Raw genomic sequence first — 15626 nt, 5'->3', positions numbered from 1 at the left:
AAAGACATGTGAAACATTTGAAGATCTAGTCAAAGAAATAGACAATTACATAGACTACCATAATAATTTTAGAGGACAATGGAACTTAAAAAAGATGACTCCTGTTCAATACAGAAATCATCTTCTAAATTAGTCTACTCTTTTTTAAACTGTCCTTGACAAGGGGTACAGTTTATAATAAGCATAACTTTTTTATATTTATAGTATTTTTTCATAATAACACTTTCCACATTGTAAATATTTGTTATATAATTTTTATATAATAACTTTAATATAGGAGGTAAAAAATGAGTAACAAAAAGAAAAATAAAAAAAGTGCTATAAACGAAAAAGCTGAAAAATATTTATCTTACGGTACATTAATAGGATTAGTTATTGGATTAATTATCGGAATCATAGTATTTTTATTAACTGATAATATGTTTTGGATGGCTTTAGCCCCTATTGTTTTACTTTTTGCAGGTTTAGGAATAGGCTCTTATTTAGGCAAGAGTAAAAAGTCTATAAAAAAGCATTCGTAAAAAAATGATACATACTATAGATATAGTATGTATCATTTTTTTATTTGCTTTCAACATTATTTTCATCAGAAATTTGCTTTATATCTTTATTTTCAACTATGCTATTTTCTTCTGTTTTTTCTACATTACCCTTTCCTATTTTTTCTCCGCTTCCGATTATGGTATTAAGTCTTTGCATTATTGTATCATATCCGCCACATAGCATTAACGTTACTACTAACGCATTTATAAATAATCTATAAACACATTCTACATTTAAGTCCATAACTCCACTAGTAACTTTTACAATAACGAGATGTATAATAGACCAACTAAAAGTATATAATCTTGTTGGTATTTTCTTTATAAGTGGAAAATCTTTAGTAGTAAATACTATTAGTTCTACGGCAACTAAAGTCCCTGTAAATGATGATAGAAAATTTTGAGTTAAAAAATCTGTTATTTCCATATTTTATACCCTCTTATATTATTTAAATTAAAAACTTTAATTAATTATCTAAATCATAAGACTATCACCTATAAAAATTTTTCTCTAATATAATAAATGCAATTATGTTAATAAATGCTACTTTTTTATAACACTGTATTTAATAAAAATTAAGCATATATTTTCATATATAATTCATTAATATCTTTTTGCTTCTTCTCATATTCCTTATATTTAACTTCATTAACAGAATAAACCTCAACACTTCTATTTTTATTTATTGTTTCAAAGGCCTCATCTATCGTATTATATATTCCTAAATTATAAAGAGTAACAATAAGGGCACCAAGTGCCGTTGATTCACACTCTTCCATAATATATATAGGTACTCCATATACATCAGCCTGCATCTGATTAATTAAACTACTCTTAGTAAGACCCCCACTTACATAAATATGTTTTATATCTACATATTTTTTTAATCTTTGAACATTATTATTTATCTCAATAAATACGCCTTCTAAGATTCCCTTTAATATATCTTGTCTTTTAGTCGCTAATGATATATTAGAAAAAACAGCTTGAGCTTTAGAGTTCCAATCAGGAGTACTACGTCCCTGAAAATATGGTAATACTAAACACTCACCATTTTCCATATATACACTTTCTAATTCTTTATTTATAAGCTCATAATCAATATTATCATTATTATAAAAATTCTTACAAAACCAATTAAAAGCCGAACAACAAGTTAATACATTTGACTCGATTATGTATTTTCCATTAACAGATGAGGCATTACAAATAACATCATTTGTAAGATTATGTGGTACATTATTACAACTTGTTACTAAAAAAGCACCAGTACCTACTACAATTGATAATTCTCCTTCTTTATATACACCTTGTCCTATAGCACCACACTGTTGATCTCCACCAGCACTAATTACATTAGTTCCTTCTTTTATACCTGTATTTATAAAAAACTCTTTTTTAATCTTCCCAATAATACTACCTGGTTCTTTTAAATCACATAAATATTTTCTTTCTACATCAAATATATTTAATAATTCTAAATCCCATTTGCATTCTTTAATATTCATTAAATTTGTTCTACTTCCATATGTATAATCTGTTATATATTCTCCAGTCATTAAATACATAATATATGATGGTATATTTAGAACCTTATATGTTTTCTCATAAATTTTCTTTTCCTGTTCCCTCATCCATCTTATTTTACTTCCTGAAAATATAGTGTTAACACCACATCCGCTTTTCTCAAAAATTATATCATTTTTACTCAAAAGCTTATCACATACTTCTGAATTTCTCACATCTTGCCACATAATTGAATTGCATAATGGTTGTCCATTTTCATCTACAACAATGATAGAAGATCTTTGTCCTGTAACTGAAATAACATCAATTTCTTCTGAAATTCTCTTTGCCTCTTTTACTACCTTACCTACTATATAATATAGTGCATCTTTTAAAACGGAAACTTCTTGCTCTACAATTCCACCATTTTTATTAATTAGTTTATAGCTTTTTTGTGTTATAAAAAGTTTTTTCCCATTTTCCTTAAATAAAATTCCTCTCATACTAGATGTACCAATATCTAAAACTAATACATTCATAATAATTCTCCTAACATGGCAATCCCATTTATAAATTTCATTTTTACAATCGTTTTCATAAGCATCTGTATTATCTAATTATATACTATATTTACTTATTTTGTACATAAAATTCAACAAAAACACTCCCCAAAATTATATTGGGGAGTTATAATTTTTTTATTTTGTTAACTCATAAATAGTCCCTTCAGGAACCATTGTAATAGTTTCATTTCTATCTAAATTATCAATTTTTCTTATATCTTCATCAGATAACTCAAAATTAAAAACATCAATATTATCACTCATCCTTCCATAATGAGATGATTTCGGAATAGGAATAATTCCTTTTTGAATATGCCATCTTAATGCTATTTGAGCAATAGTTTTATCATATTTTTCTGCTAAATCCATCATTAGAGGAACCTCTAACAATTGTCCCTTCATAATCGGACTATATCCTATAACTTGAATCTTATAATTATTACAATAACTAACTAAGCTCTTTTGAGAAAAACATGGATGTACTTCAATTTCATTTACCATTGGCATTATTTTAGCTGTTTTTCTCAAAGCCTCTAAATGATTAATCTTAAAATTACATACCCCAATAACTCTAACCTTTCCTAACTCATAAAGATCCTCAAATGCCTTCCAAGTTTCACTATTAAATTTCGTTGGCCAATTTATTAATAATAAATCTAAATAATCAATATCTAATTTTCTCATAGACTCTTCAAACGACTTTATAGCTTTATCATATCCATGCTTATCATTCCAAATCTTAGTTGATAAAAATATATCTTCTCTTCTAACTTCACTTTCTTTAATAGCTCTACCTATACTCTCTTCATTTCCATAAAATGATGCTGTATCTATAAATCTATACCCAATTTTTAAAGCATTTCTAATAACATCTGTAGTTTCACTTTCATCTTCTAGTTTATAAGTCCCAAATCCAATTTGGGGTATTTTAATCTCATTTGTTAAAACCCTATAGCTATCCATAAGCCCTCTCCCTATTCATTACATATTTTCGATATTATTATCTAACAAACGATTACTACTATAATACTTATTAATTAAAAGATAATTTAATGCTTTTTTAATTGCTATCTGCGACACTTTTTTCCTATAAATAAGATTCTAAATTTTAATGGCACTAAAATTTTATATTTGGCTAGTTAAAATTCCCCACTAGTATACTCTTTTGCTCATATAATAAATATTTTCAAACTGTAGTATATCTTATAAATTAATCATATCCTCAAAGTAAATATAGTTTATACCATCAATAAATTCTTTTATGTCAAAAACAAATTTATTTTCTGATATTAGAGAAGCTATAAAGATCCTATTTTTAACTTCTTCATTATTAAATTTACCCTCTATACTTTTACACGCATTAGGCAAGTTTTTTTCTATAGTATTTTCTATTAATTGCTTATTATGATACATTGAAATTACATGCTCAATAAACCTCTTCTTATTCGGAGCAATTCTATTTAAATAACAATCTATATTATAAATTTCCTTAACTTTATTATAAAAATGGATTATTTTAAACACGCTGTAAATCCACTTATTCTCATGAAATCTTGATATTTCTTTAAATTCATTAATTATTATAATTTTTCTTTCATCATCTAATTTATTATTTTGAAATTCCTTAATCTGCTTATCCCACCATCTTGTAATAAACTCTTTTTCAGGTAAAATACATCCATCTTCATATTCTGATATTAATGAATCCTGCTTATATATAGTAGTATAATATTTTTCATTTATAATTTTATAATGACTTATTTCTTTTTCATAAGAATCAATAATTAGTTTTTCATATTTTCTATAATTTTCTTTATACTTATAAAGACTAATATTCCATATAAATCCTATAGAATCTAATCTCTCAACAAATTCTTCATTTAATATATTTTTATTATAAAGAGTTCTTTGAAGACTAACCCAACTATATAATCTTGAATACTCTTCATCTTTAGGTACATTTAAATGTCCATTAATCTCTTTAAACTTTAATAAACTTTCAAATGATTCATCCCAATTATACGTGATTTTTCTTTCTATATTTTTTAACTGTGAAATAATATCTTCATGTTCTTCATATAAAGAAAGTCTAATTTCCTCATCATACAATCCTATTTGTTTTCTATAAAGATTGTTTATTTCATTTGCTACTTCTAATTTTTTTCTAAAGTTAACAAGCTCTAAATTATCTATATTATCTACAAAGTCAAATACTATTGGAGTTTTATCTACGGAATCTGCTGTAAGACATCTTCCTAACTGTTGATAATATACACTTGGTGACTTAGTATTTCTAAGCATAACTATTCCCGTTATATTATTAATGTGTATTCCTTCATTTAACTTACTTATACAAAATAGTAGCTTTAATTCATTTTCACTATTTTCACCTTCAAAAGCCTCTAAATTTTCTTTATTTTTTTTATTAGTAGAAGTTACAATATAAGAACTTATACTAATATTTTCACTTAAAGCACTTTTAAACCAGCCTATAACTATATCCTTCATCTCTAATAAATGCTTATTATTTTCACAAAAAACTATAAACTTTAATTTTTTTCTATGTGGTAAATGTTTTTTTATTATATTTTCTACTCTACTTTCATTTTCCCACTTACTTCTGTATATACTAAGTTCTTCTATATACTTTTTCTTATCCTCTAATGGTATATTCATCTTTTTCATTAACTTAAGCTTCTTATCAATTTCCTTGTCTAAATCATACATGGCAGAAACATAAATTGGCATAGGCAAAATTTTTCTAACTATTGCATCTGATAGACTTATTGGAGTAGTTGAATTTCCATAGAGCAATTCATTAATCATATCTCTATTATTATCTAAAAATCTTATTGGTGTTGCTGAAAGTCCCACAACTTTAGCCTCATTATTTTCTTGCAATATATATTTAACTGCTTTTCCCCAACTTAATGCTCCAGCTCTATGCAATTCATCTAAAATAATTAAATCAACACTTACATTTTCTAATTTTCCTTTTGAATATAAAGATGAGAACTTACTATAAGTATAAAATTTACTCTTAGTAATACTCCATGGTGCTATTCTTTTCAATCTATCTAATATTTCATTAGTAGGAGCTAAAATAATAATCTTCTTATCTCTATAAGTAAATAAAAGTTGAAGAATAATAAAACTTTTCCCCGTTCCTGTTGCATTTGGTACTGCTACTCTAGTATCACTTTCTAAAATTGCTTTAACCTCTTTATATGTATATCTATTATGAGGCTTTAAATCTGGCAATAATATTCCATACTGATTCTTTTCTGTGTAATTATTTATTAATTCTTCAACATAATCAAATTCTTCTAAAGACATGCTTGTCCTATTAAACATATTTGCATTTTCTACATATCCATTTAATGAAATTATCATAAAATATTTGCAGTTATACTTCTTACTACTTTCTTTTTCAAACTTTAATAATTCTTCAATAATATTAGGATTACCTAAAGGTCTCATTGTATTTTTTGCTTGTATTATCCAAGAAACCTTATTAGGATTATCAGACTCAGATAATATTATATCCGCTCCTCCATCATGTGATCCTCCATTTATAGTTGCAATATAACCATTACCCTCAAATAAAAACGCTAAATATTCTTCAAATATCCTACCCTTTATAAGCTTATCAATTAAGTTTAACTTTTCTTTTATCAAACTTATGTTTTTCTTATAAGTTAACTCTTTTAATTCTTCTAATATATTTTCATAACTATCCATATTGCCTGTCTTACTCCTAAACTGTCATTAATTCTATATATTATATATTTAAATAATAAATTAGATACAATAACAAATACAAGCTTTTAATATTTTCTATAAATCAAATAAGTAGGATGCATCAGAAAGTTTCTAATACATCCTACTATTATTTTACTTATTAAAGGTTAATTATTTCTTTTTCTTAAAGATTACAGCACCAATTGTTGCAATAACTGTACCAAATAAACCTACTGCAGCAGCTGGAGTTCCTCCTGTCTTTGGTAAATTTGAATTTCCTTTGTTTCCTCCATTATTATTAGAGTTTCCGTTGTTATTAGAGCTTCCACTATTATTGCTTCCACTATTATTGTTTCCACTATTATTGCTTCCGCTATTATTTCCACTCGCATCTGCGATAACTAATCCATCCATTGCTGCTTTTAATTCCTTTTCTGAATTAGCAACATCTTCAGCAGTAGCTTCTCCATTTTCCATTATAACTTTAGCTTTAACTAAATTATCTTTTAATACAGCCCAAGATTTTGCAGTATATTTGCTTTCATCTAAGCTTTCTGCTTTATTTATTAAATCTTGTAACTTATCTTTATTTGGTTTTAATCTTAACTCTAAGAATGATCTTATTAATTGATCGTAGCTCTTAGAAACTTCTGCTTCTAATGCATTTTCATCAGCTATAACAGTATTTGCTTGCTCTAAAGCAACTTGTAAGTTAGCCCAAGTGCTATCTATATATTCACTAGCATCTAAATTATTAATTTTATCTACTAATTGTTGTAAGTGCTCTTTATCTCCCTTTTCAAAAGATAACATTTGCATTGCAGTACTTAATCTATCAAATGCTTTATCTACTTGATCTTGAGTATATTTTCCGCTTTCTAATAACCCTTCTGCTTCAGCTAATGCAGCTTTAAACTCTTCTGCAACTGCAGGTACAACATTTGAAAGTTCTTTGTCTGTAACCTTATTAGCCTCTTCTATAGCAATTTCTAAATGCATTTTAAATACATCTTCAACTGGCGGTGTTACTTCTCCTCCATCTTCAGATCCTGTACCAACTTTAATATTTATAGTGTTTGAAGTAACTACGCTCTTAGAATCAAGTGTTACTTTAACTGATAATGTAGTGTTACCATCTTTTAATCCAATTAATTTTCCATCTTGAACTTTAGCAACTTCTTCATTACCAACAACATATTCAATTTCTGCTCCTTCTAAACTAGCTGGAGAACCATTATTCATTAATGCCTTTATTGATAATAATGATAAATCGACGCTTCCATCTACTGCTACTTCAGTAATTGCAGATCCTAAGTTTACTCTATCGATTACTGGATTTTCAACACTTTCATCAATTTCAACAACATAAATATTGTCTAATATTAAGTCAGCATATCCTGAACCCTTATCAACTGAAATATAGTAATCATCTTTATTACCAGTAGTAAATGTTTTGCTCTTAGAGCTTGTCTTAGTGTATTCTCCACTTTCAACGCCAGTTGCTTCAAGAGGTATATTTACTAATGTTCCTTCACTTCTTGATTTAATATTTACTGAATAACCTGGTGCATCATTCTTAAGTGAATATAAGAAACCTAGTTCATAAGTTTTATTAGGTTCTAACTTAAATGTTGAATCATCAGTTACTAACATTTGTCCAGTTTCACCTGATTGTTGATTAGTCTTTAATGAGAATCTTCCATCAAGTACCCAACTCATTTTTTGTCTTCCAAGTAAATCTTTTTCTGCTAAGTGAGATCTATTTGAAGTTCCTCTTCCTGGTGCTAAGAAGAATGGTGTAATACCTTCATCTACATTTTCAAAGTCTTCATAGAATACATAACCTTCTCTATTTGTATGACCTGGATGTTCCCAAATTCTGAAGTCATCAACTAATACATCACCATTTCCAGCTTCTGCAGTAAGAGAAATATCTGCAGTAGTTACACCTTCTGGAACTGTAACTTCAATCTCCATTCTTTGGAACTTATCATCTAAATATTTATGACCTTCACCAGATCTAGCAAACGATCCTCTAGTTATTACATTAGTTAATTTTTCATCTCCACAGTTTACACCTAAAGTAACTTTTCTATTTCCATCATTCTTAACCCATGCAGATATTGAATAAGTTTTACCTGCTTCTAATCCTTCAATAGTTTGTGATATACTACCTTCTTTATTAGAAATTGATACAACATCATTACCAGCTCTTCTTCCTACTGTTTCATTTACAAAACTAATATGATCTGTATTTCCTTCCTTTGAATCCTTTGACCAAGTTGTCCACTCTTGAGAGTCAAATCCTGGTTCTTTTATTTGTGAACCATAGCCCCAATCCTCAATTCTCTTTTCTTCAACTTCACCCTTTGTTACAAGGTATGGAGTATTTTGTTCAACATCCAATTGAACTTTACCATTTACTACTGGAACTGATTTAACATGTTCTCTTCCAATATCAGTTAATTCATATACTTCTACTGTAGAAAGGTTTTCCCATCCTTGTGGTAAATCCCATTCTGAAGAAGTTCCAAGTGGATTCCAGTGATAAATCTTTGTATCTTCTTCTTCATCAAAATTCCATTCTAAGAATAATTTTGTCTTTCCTTCACCAATACTGTTATAAGTGTTTTCTGGAGTAGTAGCTACTAATTTACCATCTTTATAGTAATTAATATCAGCGCCTTCTCTAACCCCTACTAAATTATCAGTAAATTTAACTTCATCGTCAGTTCTAGACATTATTTCAAAGTGTTGCATATATTTAGTAGGTAATACTTGGTTATAGAATCTTTCTATACCATTTACACCTTCTATTGAATGATTGTTACCCCATCCATTAGATAATAAATGCTTATTTCCTTTTAAAATTGGATCAGATAAGAATCCATCCTTAGTACTATTTCTAATAAATCTTAATATTTCACTTGTTCCACCTTGATTTGGATATGCAGGGTCTGCTCCCCAGTGAGTCCAAGTTACATGTTCTTCAAGAGGACTATGGAATTCTGTTGCAACTTGGTATCCTAAATCATTTAATTTTTCTCCAAGTTGATGAGCATTCCATCCATTACCTGTATAAACGTCAACATATACCCATCCTAAGTTAGGTAAATCTTCTTTTAACATATCTAATCTTCTGAATAATTCACCTGTTGTTAAATCAGCTCTTTGGTCTACATAATAAGCTTGGTCTAACCAGTTCCATCCTGGAGCACTTGTGTTTACAGATCCATTGTCTGGATATTGGAATGCATCTAATTGATATTCTGTAGCATTTATATGAACACCAAACTTAGCATTATATTTAGCTCCTTCTTCGATTAATGTGTTAAAATCTTCAACTCCACCTTGTCTTATACCAATATGTCCGCCGTAGTCAGGAATTGAGTCATCATGACCTTCAGCTTGATATCCTTTTTCAAGTACCATTTGTCCAAATCCGTCAGTGTAATTAGATAACTTTTTAACTGTATCCAATGTTCTTAGGAATGGACTTTGAGTATAACCTATATTGAATGCAATATATGAAAGGCTATTCTTTAAGTCTTCAGCTCCTAATGGTGCTTCAACCCTATTTCTATATTCAATTGCAGCATCTTGCCAGTTCACTGCTTTATCTTCATTCATATCTTTTGTTATATAAGCTTCTGCCCATAAATTTTCTTCATAACTGTAGAAATCTACATCTGACTCTGTATCTAGTACTTCCCTATATGTCCAAGCTCCTGTTCCAATACTTGTACTCTTATATCCATTTCTATTTTCAGTATTTAACAGTATTCTACTAGAATATTCTACAACATTATTATTTACTGATATAGCAAAATCATTATCATTAACAAATGCATAAGTCTTTGCTTTACTTGATGGTTCTAAATCTTCAACAGTGCTTATTTCATCAGTTATTTGATGCCAAGCTCCAGTTGATAATACAGCTGCCATAGCACCACCATTATCACTTCTTACTTCTGCAAAGCTTTGATTTGGTAATGATACTTTCTTAACTTTAAAGTCTCCACTTTCTTCAATATTAGTTATTTCTAATCTTATTTTATTATCTTCTACAGACATAACTGTTGTTAAGGTAACACCAATTTCATCAATAGCCATTGTATAAGTAGCTTTATTTCCTTCAGTAACACATTCAACTACTGGAGTATAGTTCTTACCATTAAGGTTAACTTTATTACTTCTAGTTTCTTGTCCTATTAATGTTGAACCATCATCTTTCCAATTATATTCTATAACTCTTGGGAAAGTATTATCTAACTTAACTGTCATTATGTCAGACTCAATAGCTTTCTCTACTACTTCTGGTAAGTCTGCATCTGTTTCAGCAGCAATTTCAGATACATTAACATTATCTAAAGTAACAGTCTTATTACCAAACCATCCAACTAATCCTATCTTACCTGCTGATGTTGGGAATTTATCTGATGTTGCACTACCTATAACTTCACCATCTATAGATAATGTAATTTTATTATCTTCAACTTCAGCTTTCATTCTATAAGTTTTATTTGCCTCTAACTTCTTTGATCCTGGGAAAGAACCATAACTTTCTGATCCATTTGTACTTGCTTTCCATACCCATGAACCTGCATCATAACAAATAGCTCCCCAGTTTTTAGCATCCTTTACTCTAAATCCTAACCCAATTCTTCCTGTATCACTATTCACAGTAAAATCAGTTTCATATACAAAGTTCTTAACATCTGGACAATCCATATCTGCTGATATAGCAACACCATTCATAGGAACATTAACAGCACCATTACTTACTGTTGCAGAAAGTCCTGTTGGTTTTAAAACTTGCCAATCACCACTAGTTTCAGGCGTTTCAAAATCAGTTGAATATTGTATTTTTTCTCTAACTGTAACATTAGCCTTAGCCTTTGGTGTTCCTTCTGCAGAACCTTTAATTGTACCTTCAACAACAAAAGAGCCTACCTCTCCATATTGTGCTGGGTCAATATAATCCCAAATTACAACTTCTTGGCCTTTTGTTCCATCAGAATAAGTTACATTAACTTTGTATGGTAATTCTGGTTTAGCCTTTAATAATGTAGCTATATTTATCTCTTCTACTTCTTGTATATCAGTTACTGCTTCATTATCAAGTGACTTAACTTTTAAATAGTCAACATTTATACTCTTATTGTCAAACCATGTTCTATATCCAAGCTTACCTGCATCTTGTGGGAAGTCACCCATGTTAACAGTATCATTAAATATTTCAGTATCATTTACAGTTAAAGTTAAATTACTTCTTTGAACCTTAACTTTCATTGTTACCCATTCGCCTGCTTCAATTGTTGGCCCTGTAATATCATCCTTCCATGCTGTTGGAGTTTCTATAAGCCATTTTCCCTTTGCAGTTTCTCCCCCGTTATATCCAACAAATCCATAAGTATTAGCATCTTGTCCTCTAAATACAAGTCCAAACCTACCCGCTGCTTGTCCTTCTTGTGGATTAAGTTGGAATCTTACTTCTGCTTCAAAATCTTTTACACTAGGACTTTGATTTTCTATAAAAACTAATTGATTGTTAGCATCAGCGTCTCTTGTGATTTCTAAATAACCATTTTTTCCTTCTGTACCTGGCACTGCATTGTCCATATTTTTTACAATACTACCATTCCCTATTAAATTAGTCCAAGAAGTACTTGAATAATTATCATACTCTTGAATATAGCCATACTCCTCAGCAACACTCTCTACAGTATTGTTTTCAACTATTAATGTAGTATTATTTTCAGCTAATGCAGAGACTGGAATCTGTCCTACTGTTACTGCAGTAGCTATTATAAGAGCAATTTTCTTATTCATAGATTTTCTTTTTATCATAATGATACCTCCCTATTTAACTCTTGTTTACCTAAACAAACCTCAATTCACTGTATACCTTTACACTCCTTACTTATATTTTATACTACTTTCCCACTTTTTTCCTTATCCAAATTGTGAATTTATATAATTATCTTGCGTTTTTTATAATTTTTAACTAAATATATCAACTTATATTTTCAAAAAATATATAAAACGTCTCAAATTTAAATTTAAGACGTTTTGTACTTATTTTTTATTTTCCCTTTGCTATTAGTTCTTGTATATTTTTTTTAGGTCTAAATCCAACCATTCGATGTAAAAATTGTCCGTCTTTTAATAATATTAATGTAGGTATTGATTGTATTTTATAATAGTTTGCTAAAAATCTTGCATCATCAATATTAACCTTTATAACTCTTACCTCTTCATCTTCATTATTTATTTCTTCTAATACTGGTGTAAGCATTTTACAAGGCCCACACCAATCTGCATAAAAATCTACTAAAACTAGCCCCTGTTGTACTTCATTAATAAATTCTGATTCTTTAATAACTTTCATAATAATTCACTCCTGTAATTTATAAAAACAACTATTACCTTCTTTTTTTGTTCTCTACTAAATTATATTCAGTTAACTATTTAATGTTGCTGATTAAAGTTACCTTGTGTAATTTTGTCACATATAATCTATATATAATTAAAGCTTAGCAAATACTTCTGCTAAGCTTTAAACATTAAAATATTATTATAAATTATTAATCCACTCACATGCTAGCTTAAACCAACTTGCTACATGCTCATCTATATGTTCACTTTTTCCATTCATTGCAGTACTTTCTTCACACAAACCTAATCCATGAACTCCATTTGGATATATATGAAGTTCAAAAGGGATACTTTCTTCTGCTAATGCATTTGAAAATAATAATGAATTTTTAACTGGAACTGTACCATCATTAAAAGTATGCCATAAAAATGTTTTAGGTGTATTCTTAGATACTAATTTTTCTAAAGAAAGTTTTTCCCTCTTTATTTCTTTTTCCTCTTCTCCAAGTAAATTATCAAATGACCCACTGTGAGCAAACTCTCCACTTGTTATAACTGGATAACATAATATCATTGCATTAGGTTTAACATACTCTGCTTTAATTCCTAAATCCCTCTCGATAAATTCACTATTCCATAACACACCTAAGCTTCCTGCTAAATGTCCACCTGCTGAAAAACCACAAACTATAACTTTATCTTTATCTACATTCCACTCATCTTCTTTTTTACGTGCATAATTTACTGTTTCAGCTAATTCTAAAAGAGCATTAGGATATCTTATTGGAGCAACACTATATCTAAGTACAACTGCATTAAACCCTTGTGCCATGAACTTTAAAGCTATTGGCTCTGCTTCTCTATCAGATGTAAATCCATATCCTCCACCTGGACAAATAACAATTGTTTTTCTTTTTTTATTTATACTTATTTCTTCACTATTTTCTGGAATATATGCACTTATAATAGCTTCACTATTGTTTAATTTATTACTTATCTCCTTAATTTTTAATTTCTCATATATCATTTTCTCTTCTCCTTATACATATAAAATTAATTCTAACCATATAATAAAATTCTCAATATTAGTTTACTAATGTTATTTTTTTATACAACCTATAATATTAGTTTTAAAATACAATACTTTATTTATATTATTAAGTTTTCCTTTTGTAACAAACCATTTAAAGATATGTTATAATCTATCTGAATATAAGAACTTAATTTATACATACTTAATATTACTAAAGAAGAGGTACTGATAATGAAGAAACTAAAAATTTATTTCACATCTGACCTACACGGTTATGTTTATCCAACAAATTATGTAGAAAAAAATGAAAAAAACATAGGATTATTAAACATTATTAATAGTTTTAAAAAGGATGGAAACACTTTAATAATTGATGGTGGTGATACTATCCAAGGTTCACCATTTACAAACTATTTAAGTAACTCTGAATTTGATATTCATCCGATAGCAACAATTATGAATACTGGAGAATATGATTATATAACACTTGGAAACCATGATTTTAATTATGGTAAAGAATATCTAAAAAAATACTTAACTAGCTTAGATGCAAAATGTCTTTGTGCAAATGTTTTGGATACAACTAAAGAACTACCTATTCTTCCATATGAAATAAAAACTATGGAAAATGGATTAAGAGTCGGATTAATTGGTTTTACTACTGATTTTATTAATAGATGGGAACGTGCTGAAAATTTAAAAAATATAAATATTACAGATACCTTTACTTCTGTAAAGAAACATTATGATAAAGTAAAAAATCATTGTGACTTATTAATAGGTATTTATCATGGTGGATTCGAATATGATTTAGATTCACATAAACAATTAAGTACTACATCTGAAAATATTGCTTATAAAATATGTAAAGAATTTGATTTTGATATACTTCTTACAGGACATCAACATCTTCCTATTTATAATATGAATCTTAATGGAACTCATATAGCACAAACTCCTCATAATGGAAGTAAATTCTTAGAGCTAAATCTTACTTTCCATAACAATAGCATAAAAGAAATATCTTCAACATTGAAGGAGTTAACTATTAACCCTAACAAAGAAATGTATGAAAAATTCTTACCTCTTGAAAATAAAGTTCAAGAATGGCTAGATACACCTGCTGGTTTCTTAGATAAAGCTCTTCAACCTACTGATCGTGTTGATATGGCTTTAAATGGTTCTCATTTAGCTAACTTTATAAACCAAATACAATTAGATGCAAGTAAATCGGAAATTGCTTGTACTTCCTTTGCAAATGTAATAAAAGGATTTAATAAAGATGTAACAGTAAGAGACATTATGTCAACTTATCCATACCCCAATACATTAGTTGTACTTGAAGTAAATAGAAAAATTTTAAAATTAGCTTTAGAAAGATCTGCTAGTTACCTTAACAATGATAATGGTAATATTACAATATCTGAAAGTTTCTTAAAGCCAAAAGTTGAACATTATAATTATGATTACTTTGCTAATATAGAATATACTTTTGATTTAAATAATGAACTTGGTAATAGAGTTGTTTCTATTAAATATAATAGTAAAGAACTTGATGATAATAAAACTTTAACATTAGTTATGAATAACTATAGAGCAAGTGGTGCCGGAGGATATGAATTCTATGAAAACTGTCCTGTTGTAAAAGAAATACTAATCGAAATGCCTGAAGTTATTATAAATTACTTTAAAAACAATCCTAAAGTAACAGTTGATACAACTAAATACATTAATACAATTATCTAAATTACGAAAGAATTTATAGTTAAGGTCTTTCATCCAGTTAAGTTTTTTAAACATCCCTTCGCTAATTTGAAAATGTGTTTCCTTTCAAAATTAGCGTAAGCTATATTAAATATCTT

Annotated in this window: 10 protein-coding genes; 3 read left to right on the top strand and 7 right to left on the bottom strand. The window is 28.4% G+C overall.

What is annotated here, in order from left to right; translation table 11 throughout:
- Nucleotides 1-133, top strand: a 133-nt coding sequence (locus I4V51_RS11390) for an IS3 family transposase (protein WP_195988555.1), incomplete at its 5' end; no start/stop codon positions are given.
- Between the two features lie 154 nt (nucleotides 134-287).
- Nucleotides 288-521: a hypothetical protein gene (locus I4V51_RS11385; RefSeq protein ID WP_195988554.1), complete on the top strand. Its 234-nt coding sequence runs from the start codon at nucleotides 288-290 to the stop codon at nucleotides 519-521.
- A gap of 40 nt (nucleotides 522-561) precedes the next feature.
- Here the strand turns inward: I4V51_RS11385 and I4V51_RS11380 are convergent, their stop codons facing one another.
- The 7 genes from I4V51_RS11380 to I4V51_RS11350 all read right to left on the bottom strand — a co-directional run bounded on the left by I4V51_RS11380 (nucleotide 562) and on the right by I4V51_RS11350 (nucleotide 13758).
- Entirely contained in the window at nucleotides 562-969 is a 408-nt protein-coding gene (locus I4V51_RS11380) for a hypothetical protein (RefSeq protein WP_195988553.1), read from the bottom strand.
- Nucleotides 970-1118: 149 nt separating this feature from the next.
- Complete coding sequence (locus I4V51_RS11375) at nucleotides 1119-2588, bottom strand: FGGY-family carbohydrate kinase (RefSeq protein ID WP_195988552.1); 1470 nt, start codon at nucleotides 2586-2588, stop codon at nucleotides 1119-1121.
- Nucleotides 2589-2747: 159 nt separating this feature from the next.
- Nucleotides 2748-3575, bottom strand: coding sequence for an aldo/keto reductase (locus I4V51_RS11370; RefSeq protein WP_195988551.1), 828 nt, complete (start codon nucleotides 3573-3575; stop codon nucleotides 2748-2750).
- Nucleotides 3576-3815: 240 nt separating this feature from the next.
- Complete coding sequence (locus tag I4V51_RS11365; RefSeq protein ID WP_195988550.1) at nucleotides 3816-6353, bottom strand: Helicase associated domain protein; 2538 nt, start codon at nucleotides 6351-6353, stop codon at nucleotides 3816-3818.
- A 171-nt stretch (nucleotides 6354-6524) separates the two neighbouring features.
- Nucleotides 6525-12203, bottom strand: coding sequence for an endo-alpha-N-acetylgalactosaminidase family protein (locus I4V51_RS11360; protein ID WP_195988549.1), 5679 nt, complete (start codon nucleotides 12201-12203; stop codon nucleotides 6525-6527).
- 235 nt (nucleotides 12204-12438) lie between these two features.
- Nucleotides 12439-12744 carry a thioredoxin gene (gene trxA / locus I4V51_RS11355; protein WP_195988548.1) on the bottom strand — a complete coding sequence of 102 codons (306 nt, stop codon included), beginning with the start codon at nucleotides 12742-12744 and terminating at the stop codon, nucleotides 12439-12441.
- A gap of 186 nt (nucleotides 12745-12930) precedes the next feature.
- On the bottom strand, nucleotides 12931-13758 hold the full coding sequence (locus I4V51_RS11350) for an alpha/beta hydrolase (protein WP_195988547.1): 828 nt from the start codon (nucleotides 13756-13758) through the stop codon (nucleotides 12931-12933).
- A gap of 237 nt (nucleotides 13759-13995) precedes the next feature.
- Here I4V51_RS11350 and I4V51_RS11345 point away from each other — a divergent pair, with 237 nt between their 5' ends.
- Nucleotides 13996-15510 (top strand): bifunctional UDP-sugar hydrolase/5'-nucleotidase, encoded by a 1515-nt coding sequence (locus tag I4V51_RS11345; protein WP_195988546.1) that lies wholly within the window; start codon nucleotides 13996-13998, stop codon nucleotides 15508-15510.
- The last annotated feature ends 116 nt before the right edge of the window (nucleotides 15511-15626 follow it).

This window comes from Clostridium sp. D53t1_180928_C8, assembly GCF_015667795.1.
Taxonomy (GTDB): Bacteria; Bacillota; Clostridia; order Clostridiales; family Clostridiaceae; genus Clostridium.
Note: the sequence above shows the minus strand (reverse complement) of the source record. Positions and strands in the feature narration are given on the sequence as shown.